We start from the raw sequence: 19,126 nt of genomic DNA, 5'->3' as shown, positions 1-19,126 counted from the left end.
CGCAGGTCTGCCCGTGATCAACCCGGACGACCGAAATGGCCCGCCAGGAAATCCGACGGGCCGTCACAAAAGATCGAGGCTAGAGATAGAATGCGACACCGGCACGTCGATGGGGCGTGTGCGGATTTAGCCAGACAGCCCTAGTCGCAGGAGTCGCGCATGGGGAACGATTCGAACGTTGGGAAGCGTGCTGCGGCAGCGATCGGAATCATAGCTTCGGTGTTGGGTATCCTAACCTTCTTCGGGATTCCTGACTGGAAAACGCTCACTTCGAAGTTTCGCGGATTTGAGTCCGCACCTCAACCTAGTGGCACCGAACTATTTCCAGTGTCGTTTACCCACCAAGGTTGGACGTTGACAGCCACTTCCCGCCCGGACGCCTGGGACGAGTGTGAGGAAGGCTGGGGTTGCATCGCAAATATCGAAGCACAATACACCGCCGGGGACCCAGGATTAATCGTGCTGGTGTCAGTCTCCGTCTATGCCGATAACGGCGCAGCCACACGGCACGTTGACGAACAACGACAATGGGAACAGTCGAATGGTGTAGATGGATACGGCTACTCGGCAGTGAGCGGCAGCTACTCCGTCACTGCGGCCGCACTGGATTTTCAGGCAAACGATTCATACGGTGCGAGTTCTGCAATAGGCAGCCAAGTCCTCTCTAGACTCCCGCCGGAGTAGACCCCGATTGACATTTCCTCGGTAGGATCGAGGGCCTGTGTGGCCAGGACGTCGATGTCCTCGTGGGGGTAGCGGTAGCCGGTGGCCTGCGATATTCCGGCGTCCCGGGCCAGGCAGTGCACGCATCCGGCTCGCGGAACCAGCGCAGCACAAACACGGCCTGCCGGAACGAGCCCAGCTTCCGCGAACCGCGCGGGGTGACGATGCGGCGGAGGTGCGCGGCCAGGGGACGGGCGACATAGTCCACCATCGGGCGTGGGGCATCGAGCGTGGCAACATCGGCGACCAACGTGAAGCCTCTGGTTCAACAAACGATCTTGTGGTGAGAACTCTCTTACCAGAGGCTTCACGCCCGTCCACAGTCAGGGCACCCGGTGTCCCGCTCAGGCGGACAGGCCCAGATCAACCCGGTTGGCGAAGATCATTTCGCTGAGAAAACGTCACCGGGTGGCGTGGGTGAGAAAGCTCTTCCAGGCGCCTGCGGGGAGGGCGAGTTGGGGGCCCTGCTTGTTCTTGGAGTCGCGGATGTGGATGGTGCCGGGGCAGGAGGCGACCTCGACGCAGTCACCGGAACTGCCGCTGCTGTAGGTGGACTTGTGCCAGTCCAGTGCCACTTCGACGCAGTCGTCGCCCGAGCCGCCGCTGTAGCTGCTCTTGAACCAGGCCAGATCGGTCGTGCTCACAGGGTTCCTCGCATCCGCTGCAACAGGCTCAGGGAGTCTTCGAGTGTAAGAGCCTGTGAGCGCATCCTGGCATACCGCATCTGGAGCATGCTGACCACCTTTGAGTCAGCGATGAACTGTCCGCTCTCCTGCCCTTCACAGTAGCCGAACCACTTGTTCTCCTGAGTTTCCAGGAGCCGCATCGGGCCGTCCAGCCCCGCATGGGACTCCCGCACCAGCGGCATCACCTGTACCTCGACGTTCCGCAGTTGCGCGATCTCCAGCACGTGGTCGAGGAGTTCCCGCATGACGTCCGTGCCTCCCGTCCGCCGTAGGAACAGGTGTTCCTCCAGGATGAAGCTGAACGCCGTGTTCACCCGTTCTCGCAGCAGCCGTTGGCGGTCGGCTCGCGCCGTCCACTGGGCTTCGATCTGGCCGTCGCCCAAGGGCGGCAGCTGGTTCACGAACAGCGTCCGTGCGTATGCCTCCGTCTGCAACAGGCCGGGGATCAGCCGGCACTCGTAGGTGTACAGGCTCACCGCCTCCGCCTCAAGGCGGGCCCACTGGCGGAACCAACTCGCCAACCCCGGCTGCCGGGACAGGTGGCGGGCCGCGCCGCGCAGGGCCCCGAACGCGTCCAGGATCCGCTCCGCCCGCTCGATGAAGTCCCGGGGTGGGAAGCGTCGGCCCTGTTCGATCGAGGCGACGGTGGGGACCGAGTAGCCGACCTCGGGGGCGAACGTCTCCTGGGTCAGGCCGGCCCGTTTACGGAACGCCTTGACGACCTCGCCGAACGCCCTCAGGCTGTCCGACACCTCCGGCTCGCCACCGGCACCCGTCTCGTCTGTCACGTCAGAACCCCTCCCGCAAACTCGCAATCCGGACATGGTCACAGCAGGCCGCCCCCACTGTCCACCCGTAGTGCCCGTACGCTGACTCAGCGTACGAGTTGGTGATCTGGTGTACCGCCGTGGGCCCGCGCCAGTTTGGGACCATGACGCCACCCCCCACTCAGCAGACGCAGCAGACCCAGCAAATCGCCGAAACCGCACGGGTGTTCAAGCAGTTGTTCAGCTCCACGCCGCAGGGGGCCCGCCTCGCCCGGCTGCTCGCTCTCCACTGGCTGAACCGCTGGGAGATCGTCTACGGTTCCCGCGCCTCCGACAGCGCCGCCCTGCTCATCGCCGAGTTGGCCTCGAACGCCGTCAGGCACGGCCGGGAGCCGGGGCGCGACTTCGAGGTGAGTATCAGCCTCACCGCCGCCACCCTCCGTATCGACGTCTCGGACTCCCACGGGGCGTCAGACGGCGTCAGGCCGGCCGCGTCGCGCCCCCTGACCGACGGCGGGCGGGGGCTGGTCCTGGTGGAGTCGCTCGCCGACCGGTGGGCGGTCCTCGACCGGCTGCCGGCCGGAAAGACCGTCCGCGCCGAACTGGATCTGCCGCACTGACGCGGCGCACGGACGTCACCGAATCCCGAGAGCGTGAGCCGCTTGCGGAAGTCGTTCAGCACACGCTCACCACGATCGCGCGTCCCCTGTTCGCCGAGATGTTCCACGACGGTTCGCCGCTCTTCGACGGGAAGTTGGTGGACCCGGATGGCCTTCGGGCGGCCGTCCGAAGGCTGGCCCACGAGCCGTACCGCGAGGACGGAGAAGTGCGGTCGTTCGAAGTCCTGGACCTTCACCTCGCCGCTCGATCGTCCCTGTAGTCCCTTCTCGTCATCAGGAGGCAGCGTGTTCGCCATGCGCCCGGCCACAGCCGATGACGTCCCCGCCGTTGAGAAGGTGATCCTCGCTCGCTCCGGTTGGCTGGAGTACCAGCCTCAGCCGCCAGCGGGACAGGGTTGCTCTCCCCGCAAGATGGCGATCTTCGCCAGAAGGTCCGTGATTCAGGTCAGACTACCCCCGCAGCGTTGACCAAGGCATATCTTGACCATTCTCCTGTCACAGGTTGAGCACAATGAGTGCAACTTTGACCGTGGTGGGGAGATGAAACGATGAGCCGTACGTCGAAGTGGCGGCGTTCCGTTCGCTGGGCAGCAGCACTGAGCGCGGGGATGTTGCTACCGCTGGCAGGTCCAGCGGCCTCAGCTGTGGAGATCGAATTAGAGGTGGCCTCCTATACCCTCCCTGTAGGCGCTGCAGCAGCCTCACCTAGCGAACTACCGCAGGCAGTGCGCCTGGCCGCACAATCCCCCCTGCGAGATCGGCAGACGCAAGGGAACGTGCCACCGGAGGTAGTGGGCCCTGTTCGGGACTACAAGCGGCTCGCCGACGAGCCCTCCGCGATCGCACCCCCGGCGCCCCGGGAAGGGGACGTCACGGCGCAAGTGACCTACCCTGAGCCCGAACGGACGATGACCGCAGAGCAATGTCAGCAAGGGCTCGGTACCACGCAAAGTACCTACATTCTCTCTCGATTCGCGTCCTGCTCAGGAGCGGCGTTCCTTCAGACCTGGACGCAGAACGGACGTGTGGTCGGGCAAAGCCAGTTCATCGTTCTGACGGTGGCGACCGTCGAGCCGAACAGCCGGACCGTGAACTTCCAGTGGCACTTCACCGACATGATCGCGGTAGGCACCACCCAGACATCGGCGCTGTTCATCGAGCCAGAGACCAGCATTCCGCTCGTTGTTCCCTCTTCAGCCCAGATCGGGCAAGGCGGCAACGTCCCGACTCGGCAGAGCTTCGACCAGATGCGGGCACTGGGCGGGTTCTTGCACACCCTGACCGTCAGCGCGGGGCAGGGGCAAGCCCCCGATGACCTGGTGTCGGCGGTGTACGAGCCCACCATTCACTTGACGTTCCCGACCGGCGTCAATGGCACCCGCGAAGGTGACCTTTTCATCTTGCCGCCACGCTGGGACGCCGCCTCGTACCTGCACAATGACACCAGAGGAGGGGCAGCCTCCCTCGCCTACATCGGCTACCTCGACTATTCAACCGCCGAGGACGCACCAGAACGCGAAGTGGCCGAACACCTCGAATGGGCCTTGACCACCCCCGAGGAGACCTATCCCCCCAACTCGGAAAAGCACATAGCCGGCGGCAGCCTCAACGACCCACTCAACAGGCTCTTCCACGACCAGACCCGACGAAACCGAAACCGCTCCATCGCAGTATCCACCTGCCGGACCTACTGGGGAGCCGACTACACCCAGGGCGGCCTCTACGAATGTGACGAATTTCCTTTCGCCACGACCTACCAGGGCTGCTCGGCACCCCGCTACACCGACGGCGGGTATGACCCGACGATTCCCGTTACGGACTGCTCCGCATTTCCTCTCCTTGCTACCGACAACAGTGCGGCTGGCCAACTCCTCGGGCAGTTCTACGACAAGAACCGAGTTGTCGACGGTTACGACGACGCGTTCATCGTAAGGATCCACTGAGCTTCGACCAGCCTGGTGCGGCCCCTACCGAGGGCCGCACCAGCGGCATCACTCCGACGGCCAAAACTGCACCAGGTACCGCTCAACGCCCTCGACGGGTCCTTCCGTGGCAGCTCGGCGAGCTACCTCTTGTCGCCCCGAGCAGTAGACCCGAACCCGCCAATGACAATGTGGATCTCCCAGAGCGAGTTGCTCGGGATGAGCCCCCCAAACCGTAGTCCGTACCCGCAAACTACCGGATCTGGAGTGCAGCTCCACCTCGCCCTCAGCTTCCCAAGTGTCCTCGCTGGATGGCGGAGGCGCATCCCACACTTCCACGAACATCACCGCAGTGTGCGTGTGTCCCGCGCTACGGATATCAACACGCCCATCTCGCGCCGTCACGAACCCATCCTGCGGCGTTACTCCTTCCGGATAACGCAGCGGTAAAATCGCGTCATCTGCTTCCTGTAGGCACAGTCCGTAGTAGTCCACCGCCGGATCAATCTTCTTACGCGAAAGGATTTTCGCCACTACTTTCCTGCCTTCGATCGAGAAACTGAGCCGCTCCGTGACGGAGTCGACGGTATCGCCTCCGCGCGACGAACAGCACGTCCCCTCTCCGCCGGCGCGGTGGGCCAGTCGCGATCTGCGGATCAATGTCATTCGGCCGAGTTACTCCCTGTGAAGTGACTCGACGTCAGTATTTGTCAACGGGCTCACCCGGTGCCGGCCGGAAAAACCGTCCGCGCCGAACTGGATCTGCCGCACTGACGTGGCGACGCTCCGTCGATAGGCTGGTGCGCAGCGCGAGATCAGGTGCGGCGAGCGAGGACGGCGGGGAGTCATGGCGGGGTTGGAGGACAGCGGCAGCGGGCGCGGGCGTGACCGGGGGTATCGGCGGTATCAGCCCCACCACGAGGTCGCGGACCTGGAGTCGTCCGGGCTCTTCGACCTGTTCACCCCGGTGGAGGTGGGGGACGACGGCCGGCCGACCGGGGTCGAGTTGGAGGAGCCAGCCGACGAGGCGGACGACCCGGACGCGATCTCGGCGCCCTTCCGGCCCGAGAGCATCAGGATCGAGACCCAGGCGACCACCGTCGATCTGCTGTTGTCCCGGCTGCGGGAGGGCATGATCGATCTGGCACCGGACTTCCAGCGCCGCGCCGGGATCTGGAGCGATGTGCAGCAGAGCCGGCTGATCGAGTCGCTGCTGCTGCGCATCCCGATCTCCTCGTTCCATATGGCGCAGGACGAGGAGGACAACTGGGCGGTCGTGGACGGCATCCAGCGGCTGACCGCGATCGCCCGGTTCATGGCGCCGGACGCCGTCGGGATGCGTCCCCTGACCCTGCGCGGTCTCGACTACCTCACGCAGTACCACGGTTGCGCCTACCAGGACCTCTCCGGGCGGCTGCGCATCAGGCTGCGGGAGACCCAGCTGGTGGTGCACATCATCCAGCATGGGACGCCGGAGACCGTCAAGTTCAACGTGTTCTCCCGGATCAACACCGGCGGCATGCCGCTGAAGCCGCAGGAGATCCGGCACGCCATGATCAAGGGGCCGGCCAGGCAGTTCCTCGCGGACCTCGCGGAGGATCCGGCGTTTGTCGGCGCGACCGGGGAGAGCGTGTCCAACGAGCGGATGGCCGACCGGGAGATGGTCCTCCGCTTCATGGCGTTCCGCGTGATCGATCCGGCGAAGCACACCCAGCAGGACTTCGATCAGTTCCTGGTGGACTCCATGCACCGCGTGAACGACCTCGACGACGCCCAACGGGATGTGCTGGCCCGGGAGTTCCGCAAGGCCATGCGGTGTGCCACCGACCTGTTCGGGGAGCACGCGTTCCGGAAGTGGCACGGGGGCAGGGCCAAGTCCCCCATCAACAAGGCCCTGTTCGAGGCGGTCGCGGTCAATCTCGCCGCCTTGGACGATGGGCAGCGTGAGGAACTGGTAGCGTCGCGTGACAAGGTGCACAAGAGGTTCTTCGCCCTGCTGAAGGACTGGGACTTCGACCGTGCCATCTCCGTGGCGACCGGTGATCCGAAGAAGGTGCGGACGCGGCTCGGGATGATGGGCGAGCTTTTCCGAGGAGTAGCGAACGGTGCTTGACCGGCTGACGCTGACGAACTTCAAGGCGTTCCAGCATCTGGAGCTGCCGCTTGGCCCGCTCACCCTGCTGACGGGGCTGAACTCCTCAGGCAAGAGCAGCGTGTTACAGGCCCTCGGGCTGCTCCACCAGTCGCACGCCGCCGGGGATCTCGACCGGGCGGGGGCGGGCCACGTCTCCGGCAGCGGCTTTCTCCTCAACGGGGAGTTGGTCGGCCTCGGCACCGGGCAGGACGTCCTGCACGAGGACTTCACGGGCGACGAGCCGGCGATCACCCTCGCCGTGGACGAGGGCCCGTACCGCTACTCCTGGACGGTCGCCTACGAACCGGAACAGAACCTGCTGCCGTTGATCGACGCCGAGCTGCCGGCGACGACCGAGGGCACGGAAGGGCCGGCCGGGGACGCGGCCGTCATCCCGAGCTACTTCACGGCCGGGTTCCAGTATCTGCACGCCGATCGGATCTCCCCGGCGGAGTTCTACCCCCGAGACCACCACGCGGCCATCGGGCGTGGCTTTCTCGGTGTGCGGGGCGAGCACACCGTCAACTACCTGCGGCACCACGCCAGGGACGAGATCCCCGAGGGCCCGCTGCGGCACCCGCGCGCCGAGTCGGCACTGCTCCTGGACCAGGCCGCCGCCTGGATGGGGGAGTTGTGCCCGGGGGTCGACCTCCAGGCCGCCGCCATCGAGGGAACGGACTCCGTCCGGCTGTCCTACGGATTCGGGGGGGCGCTCGGCACCAACCACCGCAGGCGCCCGACCAATGTGGGGTTCGGCCTCACCTACGCCCTGCCGATCGTCGTCGCCTGCCTGACCACGCGGCCGGGTTCGCTCGTGCTGCTGGAGAACCCGGAGGCGCATCTTCATCCGCGCGCGCAGACCCGGATGGCCGGGCTGGCCGCCGCCGCCGCGGCGCGGGGCGGGCAGCTGATCGTCGAGACCCACAGCGACCATGTGCTCAACGGGGCGCGGCTCGCCGTCAAGTCCGGGGCGCTCGCTCCCGAGGACGTCCTCCCGCACTACTTCCGGGGAGACGGCACCGGTGCCGACGTCGTCAGCCCGCGCGTCGACCGGGACGGTCTGCTCGACCAGTGGCCGGAAGGCTTCTTCGACGAGTTGGAGAACACGCTCGACCAGTTGCTCAGTTGACCCGGTCCAGGGTCCCGAGCGGCGAGAAGCACGCACGACACAGGAGGGGGAGACGTGCCGCTGCTGTTCCTGAACGAGAGGTCCTATGAGACCGGTTGTGCCCCGGCGCTCGCCGACCGGGCCATGACGGAGCTGGCCCGCGCCGTCGTCGCGGTGCTGCGGACCGACCGGGACACGGTGTTGGTCAGCGCGGTCCCGATCGGGGCGCTCCAACTCGCCGACGGGTATCCGATCGGCAAGTGGCACGGCAACCCGAGGAACCGGGACCTCTGGCGGCGGCTGATGCTGATGCAGGCCAGGTCCCCGCACCGGGCCGTCCTGCCTGCCGGCGACGACTCCTGGGACGGTGTCGAGTACCGGCACGGGGGCGAGACCGTGGAGGGCCTTGGCGTCGCCCACCTGCTGGGCGGCCTCGGCGTCTCCCTGGCGGTGGAGGCCCGTTGGGACACGGACCGGCTGGCCCTGGAACGTGAGGAGCTGGTGGAGGACGCGGACGGGGAGGTCCGCTCGGAAACCGGCGAGGTGACGGTCCGTCACCTGTCCGGCCCACACCACCACGAGGCGCACCGGCGCTGGCTCCTGCACGGCGTCGAAGCCTTACGCCGGGGCGGCCTGGACGCCGTGCGGCGGGGCGCCGAACTGTGGGAGCGGCGCGAGGTGTTCTTCCCCGGCCTCCAGTTCCTGCCGCGCGTCGAGGAGGATCTGCGGCAATTGCCGGCGGTGTGGGTCCAGCCGGTGCGCGATCGGCTGGCCGAACTTGCGGCGGCGGTCGCCGATTGGGATCCGGCCGCGCGCCCCATCGCGCCGCAGTGGCGGTCCGATGTGCGCACCGAGTTCGAGTCACGGCGCCGGCTGTGCTGGTTCCCGGACGAGGAGCGCGACGAACTCTTCGACTGGCACTGCGAGTTCCTGCCGAAGCCCGGCCGCATCCACTTCCGTCTGCTGCACGGGGAACGCGCGCTGCGGATCGCCTATGTGGGGCGCAAGCTCGGCGTCTGAGGCACCCGCGTCGCCGGCCGAACCGGCCTGGGGCGCGGCAGACGCCACCACCCCCCGGATACCGTGTTCCGGTGGCCCGGCACGGAAGGAGCATCGCGTGCGACCGACCCTCGCCGCCCAGCAGGTGCGCGACAGCCTGAGCCAGTATCTGGCGACGACCTACGCGCTGGCGGACGAAAGCACCCGCCACGCGCTGGAGCAGTTCATCGCCGATCCCGAGGACGGCATCTTCCGAGGCCCCTACCTCCGGGTCCGCACCCCCTTCCGGCCCGCCGAGGGCGACGGTTGGCAGCGGCACCTCACCTGGTGGCCGCGCGGCTTCCGACCGCACCGCCACCAGGAGCTGGCCTGGGAGCGGCTCTCCACGCTGCACGGGCCGGCCAGGCCAACCCTGGTGACCACGGGGACCGGCTCGGGGAAGACCGAGGCGTTCCTCATCCCGTTGCTCGACCACTGCCGTCGCGAGCGCGAAGCCGGCCGTGAGGGGATCAAAGCGGTCCTGCTCTACCCGATGAACGCGCTGGCCACCGACCAGGCCCACCGCATCAACGACTACCTGGACAGCGCGGACACGCGGTTGCGGGACGCGGGCGTGCGGGCCGGGCTGTATATCGGCGACCGGCCGTCGAAGGAGTTCAAGCAGGCCAACCCACGGGTGGCCGTCGACCGGGAGGAGATCCGGCGCACCCGCCCGGACATCCTGATCACCAACTACAAGATGCTGGACCTGCTGCTTCAGCGGCCGGCCGACCAGCGGCTCTGGCACGCCCCCGAAGGCTCCGCGCTCGCCTATGTGGTGCTGGACGAGTTCCACACCTACGACGGGGCCCAGGGCACCGATGTGGCGATGCTGCTGCGCAGGCTCGGCGCGGTCAGCGGACTGGCCAGCCCCGGGCGGCCCCTCGGCCCGGTCTGTCCGATCGCCACCTCGGCCACCCTGGGCGAGACCGGGGCCGGCGCTGAGAGTGACGCCATGCTTGAGGTGGCGGAGCAGGTCTTCGGGGTCCCGTTCCCGCCGGACTCGCTGGTGGCCGAAGAACGGCGTGACGCCGAGGAGTTCGCGGGGGAGAGCGACTTCGCGCTGCCCTTCCCGGCGCCACACGAGGTGGTTGCCCTCGGCGACCCCACCAGGGACGACGCGGCCCTGGACCAACTGGCCGCCGCGTTCACCGGCAGGAGCGGCCTGAGCCCGGCGCGGCTCGGACACGCGTTGCGGCGCCACCGACTGACCGCCGCGACTCTGGAGATCCTCGACGGCCGTCCGCGCACCATGGCCGAGATCGTGGAGGTGCTGCCGCGATACGCCTACCACTGGGGCATGGCGGTACAGCAGGCTCCGGCCGTCGCGGCCCAGGCGTTCGCCCGCTATGTCGCGCTGCTGTCGACGGCCCGCGATCCGGACGAGCCGACCCGGCCGTTGCTGTCCGTCGAGATCCACCACTGGGTGCGGTCGGTCTCCCGGCTGCTGCGCGGAATCAGCACGGCGCGGGCCGAGTTCCGCTGGGACGACGAGCGGGTGACCGCCGATGGGACGTTGTCCCGTACCACCGGCGGTGGCCTCGCCCCGCGCCCCTCGGGCGACGGGGTGGTGGCGCCCGCCGACGACAGTGCGGCGCCGCCCGCCCAGGTATTCCTCCCGGCCGTCTTCTGCCGGGAGTGTGGCCGCTCGGGCTGGGCCGCGCTGTCCCCCGAGGCGGACCCGGCCGATCTGGTGATGAACGCGTCCAAGATCCGCCGTGCCTCCGTCAGTCGCGACAAGCGTCGGGTTCGCAACATGATCGCGGCCACCCCACGGCAGGTCCATGACGCGGCCTTCGGCGGCGAGCAGCCGCGCGGCGTTCCGGTGGTGATGGTGCTCGACGGGATGCGTGGCCGGCTGCGCCCGCTGTCGCCCGAGTCCGACTTCGAGGTGTCGCGGGACGGCGCCGGGCCGCCGGTGGCGAAGCCCCCGCAGGACGGCGCGTTCGTGCTGACGGACCTGGCCGACGAGCGGGCCGCCCGGGGCGACCAGTGCCCGGCCTGCCGTACCTTCAACGCCATCCGCTACCTCGGAACGGGCCTTGCCGCGCTCGCCTCGGCGGCCATCACCCAGCTGTTCACCGGTGGGGAACTCGACAAGAGTCTCCGGGAGGACAAGACCCTCCTCTTCAACGACTCGGTCCAGGACGCCGCCCACCGCGCCGGCTATGTGGCCAGCCGCTCCTACACCTTCTCCTTCCGCTCGCTCCTCGCCAGTCGCATCGACGAGGAGGAGCCCATCGCGCTGAACGACCTCGCAGCCGACCTCATCGCCGATGTCGTGGAAAGCAAGGCGGTGCGGGCCGCCGTCATCCCGCCCGACCTGCATGTCGTCCGAGGGGTCGACACCCTGCTCGCCGGACGTGGTCGTGGCTCCCGAGCCGTCTGGGATCTCATCGCCCAACGGCTCGCCTTCGCCGCCGTCCTGGAGTTCGGACTGCGCTCCCGGCAGGGCCGCACCCTGGAGCTGACGCGCACCGTCGCCGTGGACGTTCCGTTGGAACGACCGGACGCCATCGTCGAGATCGTCCGCGAACTCCTCCACACCACACCTGGAGAGATCGCGCTGCCGGACGGCTCCGTGCCGGGCCCCGACCGCATGATCGGCTACGTTCGCGGGCTGTTGGAGCGGCTGCGGACCCGCGGCGCGATCCGGCACAAGTGGCTCGACGGTTGGATCGACCAGGCGGGAGTGCGGCGCTGGCTGATCTGGGGCGGGCGATCACCCGGTATGCCGGCCTTCCCCCCCGGGGTGTCGGCGCCCGCGTTCCTGCTGGGCAGCCCCAAGCAGGGCAGCGGCGACTTCGACGTGCTGACCGGAAGGCTCGGCTGGTACCAGGACTGGACCCGGCGCGCTCTCGGTATGAGCCCCGACGCCGCGAACGCTTTCCTCGGACGCCTGCTCCCCGCGCTCGCCGACGCCGACGTGCTCTCGGCCCGCACCGCCAGGGACGGCGTCACCCGGGTGTTCGGGCTCCAGCCCGGCCATCTCCGGATCCGCAAGCTGGCGGACGACCAGGTGGCCGACGCCTCGGCGCACTGCCCGGTCTGCTTCTGGGAGCAGACCATCCACCCCGACCTGGCCGACCAGTGGCACGGCCAGACCTGCCCGCGTTACCGGTGCGGCGGCCTGCTGCGCACCGGCCGGGACCTTGAAGGCGGCCTGCGGGGCCGGGACTTCACCGAGGACTTCTACCGGCGGATGTATCGCGAGGCCGGTGTCTTCACCATCAACACCGCCGAGCACACCAGCACCCTCAGTCGCCCCAGGCGCGAGGCCGTGGAGAAGGCCTTCCGGGAGGGCACCGAAGCGCACTACGCCAATCCGCAGGTGCTCTCCTGCACCCCGACCCTCGAACTCGGCATCGATATCGGGGATCTGTCCGCCGTGGTGCTGGCCTCGCTGCCCAAGGGGCCGGCCAACTACGTCCAGCGGGTGGGCCGGGCCGGCCGGGCCACCGGCAACGCCTATCTGCTGACCATGGTCGGCCGAAGCCCCAGGGATCGTTACTACCTGGACGATCCACGGCTGATGATCGCCGGTGACATCCGGCCCCCGGGCAGTTACCTCTCCGCGATCGAGATCCTGCGCCGTCAGTATGTCGCGCGCCTCCTCGACCTGGCCGCCGCGGGCCGCCTGCTCACCCGGGACGGCGTCCCGGTCCTTCCCCTGCCGCACCGGGCCACCGACCTGTTCGGCGAGTCGGGGTGGCTGTCGGAGTTCCGGGAGGCCGCGCTCACCGCCGGTGGGACGCTGGCCGACAGCTTCCTCGTGCTCTTCCCCCCGTACGACGAGGAACGGGGGACGGGTGTGAGCCCGCAGGCAGCCGACGAGCTGCGGCGCTACGCGACCGAGGGCCTGGGCGCGGCGCTCGACCGGGCCCGGGAGCAGTGGGAGAGCCGGCGCGACGACCTGCGGCGAAGGATCGAAGCGATCGACGAGGCGCACGCGGAGCTGGTGGCGGGCGACCCCGAGCACGATCGGCAGGGACGTGAACTGCGCGCCGAACGACGTGCCGTGGGCAACCAGTCCAGGGAGATCAGTCGCACCACCGCGCACGGCGCCCTCGTCGATCTGGGGCTGTTGCCCAACTACAGCCTGGTCGACACCGTCACCGAGCTGGAGGCGACCCTCGCCTGGAAGGAACAGACCGGCACCGAACCCCCCGAGCACCGAAGCAAGACGCTCCGGCACGCCCGCTCGGCACGCCTGGCCCTGACGGACTTCGCACCCGGCAACCACTACTACGTCCAGGGCTACAAGCACCGGATCAGCGGCCTCGACATCGGCAGTCCAGGCCGTCCCGCGTGGGCCTGGTGGCGGGTCTGCCCCGACTGTGGCCACGTCCGCGCCCACCGGGCCCAGCGGGACACCTCCCGCTGTCCGCGCTGCGCTTCCGCCGCCATCGGCGATGTCGGCTGTTTGCACAAGGTGCTGGTCCCACGCCGCGTCCTGGCCAGGGACCAGCGGGACGACGCACGCGTCCGGGACGACACGGACGAGCGGGAACGCCGCCACTACACCGTCGTCCCGGCCGTGGACATCCCCGGCGAACACGTCGAGGCGGCGTGGAAGCACCGGAAGGCCACGTTCGGTTGGGAGTTCGCCCGCCAGGCCGAGATTCGCCACATCAACGTCGGCGCGACCCAGATCGCCGGCGGCGTGGAAGAGGCGTTCGCGGGGCGCGGGGTGCGGCTCAACCCCTTCTGGGTCTGCGACTCCTGCGGATACGCCGACCCCGACGGCGGCCCCGTGGCCCAGCAGCAGGGCACGCCGCACACGGCACCCCCGACGTCTTCGAGCACGGCGTTCCACCGGCCCTGGTGCCCCCGACGGCGGGAGGAGCCCGACGGATCCCGGGCGGGGAGCGAGGGGGTTCGGCTGCTGCTCGCCCACGAACTGCGCAGCGAGGCGCTGCGCGTCCTGATCCCCGCCGTCACCGCGCACACCCAGGAACGGCTCGTGTCCTTCAAGGCGGTACTCCTGGCCGGCATCGCCCGCAGCTACGGTGGCGACCCCGACCATCTGGCCGTGGTCACCGACTCGATGCCCGAACCCGGCGGCGGCGACCAGGACCTGCGCAGGCACTTTCTGGTGCTGTACGACACCCTCCCCGGGGGCACCGGCTATCTGCACCGTCTCGCCGCACCCCAGGGGCTGCACGATGTGCTGACTAAGGGCCGGGCGGTACTGGAGACGTGCGTCTGCGTCGCCGAGGGACGCCCCGCCTGCCACCGTTGCCTGCTGCGGCACGTCGCCGACGACGAGTACGAACTGGTCTCCCGTGAACACGCCCTGGACATGCTCGGAGAGTTGCTGGGGCGGGACGGCGAGGGCTGGGCCGTGGAGGAGGCGGCGACAACGCGCGACATCACTCTTGTCCGTCAGGTGGAGAGCGAGTTGGAAGCGTTGTTCAGCCGAGGGCTGCTGGCCTGGGCGGAACGTGTGGAGGATGTGAGCGTGCGCACCGCGCTCACCCCGGACGGCGAGCGGGACACCACGCTGCGCTTCACCGCCCCCGACGGCACGGTCAGCGGCTGGCGCATGGAGACCCAGGCCGACCTCGGATTCACCGTGCCCGACGTGGTGTTCCGCAGCATCGACGACGACCGGCGGCGCGTCGCCGTCTACCTCGACGGTTACCGCTACCACGCGAGTCCCGAACACAACCGCATCGCCGACGACGCGGCCAAGCGCACCCGGCTGCGCTCCGAACACGGCTGGCAGGTCTTCCAACTCACCTGGGACGATGTGCGGGCCTGGACCGGCCAGTCGAAGCCGTCCCCCGACCCCGTGTGGGTGCCCTACCAGAACACCGCGCAGAAGACGGCGTCCGACATCCATCGACGGCTGCACGGCGGTGACCCACGCGATCTGCCGCGCTTCATCTGGGCCAACCCCGTCGAGACCCTGATCGGCTACCTGACCAGCCCCGACCCCGATCCCTGGCGCCGGCGCGCGCAGAGCGCCCTCGCCGGATTCGCCGCGGTCTCCGCGACCAGCAGGGCCCTCGCGGACGGCCAGGAGATTGGTAGCCGGATCGGTGCGGCGCTCGCCGGGAAGCGGCTGTCCGGTGGGCGGGGAGCCGTCCAGGTCATGGCGACAAGGGACGCCGGTGGATGTCCGCTCACCATCGCGCTCGACCTTCGTCGAGGGCAGGCCGGCGCGGTGTGGACCGCGCTCACCGTGCTCGACGACAGCCCGGGGGGCGTCGAGGGGGACGGGAACGCGCACCGGAGGCGCTGGCAGGCCTGGCTGTACTGGACCAACGTGATCCAGTTTCTCAACGAGGGCGAGGGCGACGGGGTGCAGCTCGCGGCGAGCCAGTTGGCTGGCTTCGACCCGCTGGAACTGGCCGTGACGGGTGGCGTCGGCTGGCTGGAGTCCCGCCGGCGAGGCCCCGAGCCCGGGCCGGGTCTTGGCGAGACCGAGCGGGCCTACGTGGCGGAGCGGCGACCGGAACCGGTCGTGCGCGACCCCGCCTGGGAAGACGTCATCGCCTACCTGGTGGACGAGCCGGGGTTGGCCGAACTCGCCGAGAGTCTCGCTGTTCTGGGGACGCGCGCGCCCGAAGCCGGCTTCGAGCTGGGCGTCGCGGCCTGGCCCGCCGAACTCGCGTGGCCCGCCCACCGCGTCGGCGTCGTGTTGGCCCACCAGCCCGGTGCCGACGGCGCTTCCGACCGTGAGGCGGAGGATCGCGACCAGGCCTACGAGGCGGCCGGCTGGCGCGTTCGGCCCGCCACCGCATGGGACGCCAAACAGCTCGCGGAGATCCTGGCGCGCCCCGCCGAGGCAACCGAGCGACCTGACGGGAGCGATGAGGAGCTAGACGGATGACCAGCACGGGCACGCCGGGCGTGACACTGCGACTGTTGGACAAGGCGGACAGGGAGATCTCCAGGTTGGACCCGGCCGTGGTGGCGGCGGTTTACACGTTCCAGCACGAGTTTCGCAAGAACCCCACGGTCGGTGGGTTTGATCTCAAGCCGCTCAAGGGCCACCAGCGGCTGTGGTCCGCGCGCGTCAGTCCCGACTTTCGGGCCCTGCTGCTGCGATTGGGCGACGACGACTGGCTCCTGGTCGCCGTCAAGCATCGCGCGGACGTCCACCGTGACCTCGACCGCCTTGCTTACGGCATCAACCAGGTCACGGGCGCCATCGAGTACGTGAACCTCCGGGTGGTCGAGGACGAGGTGCTGCGGCGGAAGGCCGACACCTCGCCGCCCGAGCGGGCAGCGGCCGACGAGCCGTTGTTCGCGCGGTTCAGCGCAGAGCAGTTGGCCGCTCTCGGGGTGGCCGAGTCGCTGATCCCGATCGTCCTGGAGCTGACCACCGACGACGCGTTGCGCGGGCTGGCAGCGCATGCGCCACGGCATACGGGTGAGGTGCTGCTTCGGCTGCGTGACGGCGTCTCGTACCAGCGCACGATGGAGGAGGTCACCGAACCCGTCGCGGTCGGAGCGGGAGAGGACATCGACACCGAGGACTGGAAGACGGCGGTCGACCGGTCGCCAGCCGTGGTGATCACCCATGACGAGTCCCTCCAGAGCATCCTGGAGGAGGGCGACTTCGGCCGTTGGAAGACCTTCCTCCACCCCACCCAGGAGAGGCTGGTGCGCCGGACCTACTCGGGTGCCGCTCGGGTCAGCGGCGGGCCGGGCACGGGTAAGACGATCGTCGCCCTGCACCGGGTGAAACATCTGGTCGATCAGCTACCCCCCGGACACAGCAGGCCGGTGCTGCTCACCACCTTCAACAAGAACCTGGCCGCCGACCTGCGTGCGCGCCTGATCTCGCTCGGAGGTCCCGAGACGCTGGCGCGCGTCGACATCACGCACGTCGACCAGCTGGCTTCGAAGGTCGTCAGCGAGTCCGTGCCTGGGAGCAGCCGCCGCCGGATCGACGACGCTCAGGCGCTGCGCGAGTGGCGGCAACTTCTTGTCGAGACGGGTGAGAGCCGTTGGGACGCGGAGTTCCTCAGCGATGAGTGGAACCAGGTGATCCTGGGGCAGGCCGTTGCCTCCAGAGCGGACTACTTCCGGGTCCGGCGGGCTGGTCGGGGACGCAGTGTCTCCCGCGCCGATCGGGCCGAGATCTGGCAGCTTGCGGAGCGCTTCACCCAACGACTGGAGGTCAGGGGCCTGGAGACGCACCGCCAGGTGGCGGAGCGCGCCGCCCAACTGGAGATCGCCCGCAGGAACAAGATCGAGGAGCGGCGGCGGCAGGAGGAGAACGGCCGCCCGGGCAACATCCACGCCGAGTCGGGCACCGGCGCCTGGCTGCGTTATCGCTACCGACACATCGTCGTCGACGAGGCCCAGGACCTCGGGCCCGCCCACTGGAAAATGCTGCGCGCGATGGCGCCGGAGGGGGGCGACGACATCTTTCTCGTCGGTGACACCCACCAGAGGATCTACGACAACCAGGTCACTCTCGGCAGTCTAGGTATCAACATCCGCGGCCGGTCCACCAAGTTGACCCTCAGCTATCGCACCACCCGCGAGATCCTGGGGTCCGCGCTCGGAGTCCTGGAAGAAACCGACTACGACGATCTCGACGGCGGAACGGATGATCTGGCCGGCTACCGATCGGTGCTGCATGGTCCCCGTCCGGTGCTGCGAGGCGCCGACAGCTGGGACGAGGAACTCGACCTGGTCGTCGAGCAACTGCGGTCCTGGCACGATGTGCCGCGTGAGTCCGTCGCGATCTGCGTACCGACCAACGAGCTGGTCGACGAGGTCGTCTTCCGGCTCGGCCGCCACGGCATCATGTCGACGAAGATCACGTCGGAGGGGCCGCTTCACAACGAGGGCGTGCGGGTCGGCACCATGTACCGCTTCAAAGGGCTTGAGTACCGCTGTCTGATCATCGCCGGAGTCTCCGAAGGGTTGGTCCCACGAGCCTCGGTGGATGCTTGGAGGCAGACTGACCGGCTCCGTCACAGACGGGAACTGCAGCGGGCACGCTCCCTGTTGTTCGTGGCGGCGACGAGGGCCCGGGACGCACTGGCAATCTCCTGGAACGGTGCACCCAGCAGGTTCCTGCGTCCACTGAGGGCGAGTGCTGAGCGACGCTGGCCCCCTGACCTCAGGGCCGGTCGTCCAACGGCTCGCCGGTGATCGGGAGTTGGGTGCCGGCGCCGCGGGTCAGGGCGCGGTGGTAGGCCTCGTGGGCCAGGGCGACGTCCCAGGCGCCGACGCCCTGGGAGCAGAAGACCGTGGTGCCGGTGGGGGGTTGGGCGTCCGAGACGACCAGGGCGCCCAACGGCTCTACGCGGGACCAGTCCAGGGTGCCCTCGGCCGCCGCCATGCGGAGGTCGCCGCTCACCTCGCGGGCCTGCGGCAGATCGTCGACGAAGACGGCGTCGGCGCGGGCGAAGAGCGCCGCGTCGGCCTCCCGGCGGGCCGGCGTGTTGGCGCCGGCCAGCACCACATGGGTGCCGGGCCGCACCTCGGCGCCGTGCAGGATCGGCTCCGTGGTGGCGGTGACGGTGACGACGATCCGGGAGCCGGCGACCGCGTCAACGGCGCGCGGGGTGACCTCGCAGCTCAGCCCCAGCCGTTCCGTCACCCGGCGGGCCAGCGCGTGGGCGCGGTCCCGGGTGCGGTTCCAGAGCAGGACATGGCCGATGGGGCGCACCCGGGCGATCGCCTCGATCTGTCCCCACGCCTGGTAGCCGGCGCCGAGGCAGCCCAACACCTCGGCGTCCGACGCCGCGAGCAGACCGGCGGAGACCCCGGAGGCCGCGCCGGTCCGCAGCAGGCCGAGGCGGTTCGACTCCAGCAGGGCGCGCAGCGTGCCCGTGCCGTCGAAGAGGGTGAACCAGGACTTCTTCCGTGCGCCGCCGCCGGCGGAGACGGAGATCTTGGCGCCCATCCACCCCTCGTGCGGGGCCCGCACCGCGCCGTCCTCGGTGAGGGCCAGCGCCCCGCCCAGCACGTTGAGCGCGGCGTCGCCCAACGGCAGCCGGCGTCTTGGCGCGTTGGCGGCATGGCCCCGGCCCTGCGCGGCCAGCGCCCGCTCCACGCTGACCAGGGCCTCGTCCATGGTGACCAGCCGCGCGATGTCGTGGTCGTCGAGGAACAGGACCATGTCGCTCCTTATGTTCTCCGCCGGGTGTGCGCCGG

The 19,126-nt window shown here is 69.1% G+C and carries 11 protein-coding genes; 8 read left to right on the top strand and 3 right to left on the bottom strand.

The window, feature by feature from the left end; translation table 11 throughout:
• Positions 1-159 precede the first annotated feature (159 nt).
• Complete coding sequence (locus AOM46_RS34560; protein ID WP_199823953.1) at positions 160-684, top strand: hypothetical protein; 525 nt, start codon at positions 160-162, stop codon at positions 682-684.
• A gap of 440 nt (positions 685-1,124) precedes the next feature.
• Here AOM46_RS34560 and AOM46_RS08740 read toward each other — a convergent pair whose 3' ends face one another.
• Both AOM46_RS08740 and AOM46_RS08735 read right to left on the bottom strand, forming a co-directional pair.
• Positions 1,125-1,367, bottom strand: coding sequence for a DUF397 domain-containing protein (locus AOM46_RS08740; protein ID WP_062207672.1), 243 nt, complete (start codon positions 1,365-1,367; stop codon positions 1,125-1,127).
• Positions 1,364-2,233, bottom strand: coding sequence for a helix-turn-helix transcriptional regulator (locus tag AOM46_RS08735; RefSeq protein WP_062208722.1), 870 nt, complete (start codon positions 2,231-2,233; stop codon positions 1,364-1,366). Before AOM46_RS08735 ends, AOM46_RS08740 begins: the two co-directional genes overlap by 4 nt.
• Positions 2,234-2,340: 107 nt before the next feature.
• On the opposite strand from AOM46_RS08735, the gene AOM46_RS08730 reads away from it, so the two are divergent.
• From AOM46_RS08730 to AOM46_RS08700, 7 genes are all read left to right on the top strand, one after another.
• Complete coding sequence (locus tag AOM46_RS08730) at positions 2,341-2,796, top strand: ATP-binding protein (RefSeq protein WP_062207670.1); 456 nt, start codon at positions 2,341-2,343, stop codon at positions 2,794-2,796.
• A gap of 881 nt (positions 2,797-3,677) precedes the next feature.
• A complete protein-coding gene (locus AOM46_RS31735) occupies positions 3,678-4,739 on the top strand; it encodes a hypothetical protein (RefSeq protein ID WP_234313681.1) in 1,062 nt (353 codons plus the stop codon).
• Positions 4,740-5,565: 826 nt separating this feature from the next.
• Positions 5,566-6,831: a DUF262 domain-containing protein gene (locus AOM46_RS08720; RefSeq protein ID WP_062207665.1), complete on the top strand. Its 1,266-nt coding sequence runs from the start codon at positions 5,566-5,568 to the stop codon at positions 6,829-6,831.
• A complete protein-coding gene (locus AOM46_RS08715; protein WP_062207664.1) occupies positions 6,824-7,981 on the top strand; it encodes a DUF3696 domain-containing protein in 1,158 nt (385 codons plus the stop codon). The genes AOM46_RS08720 and AOM46_RS08715 overlap by 8 nt, the downstream gene beginning before the upstream one ends.
• A 54-nt stretch (positions 7,982-8,035) precedes the next feature.
• Positions 8,036-8,980 carry a hypothetical protein gene (locus AOM46_RS08710; protein ID WP_062207662.1) on the top strand — a complete coding sequence of 315 codons (945 nt, stop codon included), beginning with the start codon at positions 8,036-8,038 and terminating at the stop codon, positions 8,978-8,980.
• Between the two features lie 97 nt (positions 8,981-9,077).
• Positions 9,078-15,836 (top strand): DEAD/DEAH box helicase, encoded by a 6,759-nt coding sequence (locus AOM46_RS08705; RefSeq protein WP_062207660.1) that lies wholly within the window; start codon positions 9,078-9,080, stop codon positions 15,834-15,836.
• A complete protein-coding gene (locus tag AOM46_RS08700) occupies positions 15,833-18,118 on the top strand; it encodes a UvrD-helicase domain-containing protein (protein ID WP_062207658.1) in 2,286 nt (761 codons plus the stop codon). Before AOM46_RS08705 ends, AOM46_RS08700 begins: the two co-directional genes overlap by 4 nt.
• Here AOM46_RS08700 and AOM46_RS08695 read toward each other — a convergent pair.
• Positions 18,087-19,091 carry an ornithine cyclodeaminase family protein gene (locus AOM46_RS08695; RefSeq protein ID WP_062207656.1) on the bottom strand — a complete coding sequence of 335 codons (1,005 nt, stop codon included), beginning with the start codon at positions 19,089-19,091 and terminating at the stop codon, positions 18,087-18,089. The genes AOM46_RS08700 and AOM46_RS08695 overlap by 32 nt on opposite strands.
• Positions 19,092-19,126 lie beyond the last annotated feature (35 nt).

The sequence above is a fragment of the Streptomyces sp. NBRC 109706 genome (genome assembly GCF_000974485.1).
Classification (GTDB): domain Bacteria; phylum Actinomycetota; class Actinomycetes; order Streptomycetales; family Streptomycetaceae; genus Streptomyces.
Note: the sequence above shows the minus strand (reverse complement) of the source record. Positions and strands in the feature narration are given on the sequence as shown.

Excerpts from the sequence above, each read along its gene's own strand:
- AOM46_RS34560 (WP_199823953.1), top strand. The coding sequence starts at position 160 with ATGGGGAACGATTCGAACGTTGGGAAGCGTGCTGCGGCAGCGATCGGA.
- AOM46_RS08735 (WP_062208722.1), bottom strand. The coding sequence starts at position 2,233 with ATGTCCGGATTGCGAGTTTGCGGGAGGGGTTCTGACGTGACAGACGAG.
- AOM46_RS08730 (WP_062207670.1), top strand. The coding sequence starts at position 2,341 with ATGACGCCACCCCCCACTCAGCAGACGCAGCAGACCCAGCAAATCGCC.
- AOM46_RS08720 (WP_062207665.1), top strand. The coding sequence starts at position 5,566 with ATGGCGGGGTTGGAGGACAGCGGCAGCGGGCGCGGGCGTGACCGGGGG.
- AOM46_RS08700 (WP_062207658.1), top strand. The coding sequence starts at position 15,833 with ATGACCAGCACGGGCACGCCGGGCGTGACACTGCGACTGTTGGACAAG.
- AOM46_RS08695 (WP_062207656.1), bottom strand. The coding sequence starts at position 19,091 with ATGGTCCTGTTCCTCGACGACCACGACATCGCGCGGCTGGTCACCATG.